Origin of the sequence: Rhizobium sullae, from assembly GCF_900169785.1 — a bacterium.
Taxonomy (GTDB): domain Bacteria; phylum Pseudomonadota; class Alphaproteobacteria; order Rhizobiales; family Rhizobiaceae; genus Rhizobium; species Rhizobium sullae.
This window is the reverse complement of record NZ_FWER01000043.1, coordinates 48,298-49,455: the sequence shown is the minus strand read 5'-3', so window position 1 is coordinate 49,455 and position 1,158 is coordinate 48,298. Positions and strand designations below refer to the sequence as shown.

The window sequence follows — 1,158 nt, the reverse complement described above, 5'->3', positions numbered from 1 at the left end:
CGTTCCGGTCGCGGGCGTCGGAGGCCGACGTCGCGACACTGGTCGACCGCGCGGCGCGGCATTTCGGCGCCGCCGCGGCCGACGACGGCGGGGCCTACCTGCGTCCGCGCTGCAGGGCGCTGCTCGACCTGACGGCGACGCCGCCCGCCCTCTCCAGATGCCTGGGCTTCGCCCGCGCGCTGTTCGCCGCGCTGTCGGCGCGCGGCCACCGGGTCCGGATCGCGCCGCCCTTCGAAGTCTTCGTGCGGGCGGAGGTGGACAGGCGGGAGACGGCGGCTGCACCGGAGTATCCGGCCGGACACCGCGCCTGGTCCCCGCTTCGGCCGACCGTCGCCTATGTCGCGCAGGTCGCGGTCGGACTGGCGATCGTCGAGACCTGCGAGTACGTGGTCATGCACTACGTCGGACGCGGCCGCTTCGTCCGGGAGGCCGAGTATGCGCGGCTTGCCCCGGCGGAGCGGGCCGGCCACACCTGGAAGCGGAAGATGCACGTGCCGACGGGCCGCCTCAGGCTCGTCGCCTACTCGCCGGTCCACGGCCTCGACTGGCGGCAGGAATGGACGGAAGCGCCGCAGGCGCCGCTGGAGGACCGCCTCGCGGGCATCGTCGACGACATCGAGGCGGCCGCGGCTGGCCTTGCACACCGCCTGGGCGGACCGCGATCCTGATGCTGTCGGGGTTCCGCCCACTCGGGCCGTCCGCTTTTGCCGGTCGGCTGGTGCCCCGCAGGCCCCACAGCGCCCCTCCGTCCGCCGGAAGCGGCAGAGATTCGGTTCATCTCCGGATCCGGTTCGCGTTCGGGCGTTCGGGCGCGCCCCTTCGACCGGTCCTGGCGCTGCGGAAAATGCAGACCTCCCCCGGGGATCATCGAGGACGACAAGAACCGCGCGAGTCCATGGACCGCCCGGGCTCTCGTCAGGCAGGTGACGCCGCCAATGCGCGCCGATCTGTTGACACCCTGGAACGACGGAGTCACGGTGACCACCACATGAGCGCCATGCTCATGATTCGCATTCATTGATGGAGGCACACACAATGCTTAGAATCGGAGAAGACAGGGCGAATTCTTCATGGGCTTCGATCATCCGCCATGCCCGTGCCGTCGAGCGCCTGACGGGGGACCTGCGCCGCGTGATCGACAGCAAGTCCCTCCCCCAG

Annotated in this window: 1 pseudogene; it reads left to right on the top strand. The window is 71.0% G+C overall.

Annotation, left to right across the window (positions count from 1 at the left end):
* A pseudogene (locus BN1800_RS41605) lies at positions 1–668 on the top strand (hypothetical protein); the annotation flags it as partial.
* Positions 669–1,158 lie beyond the last annotated feature (490 nt).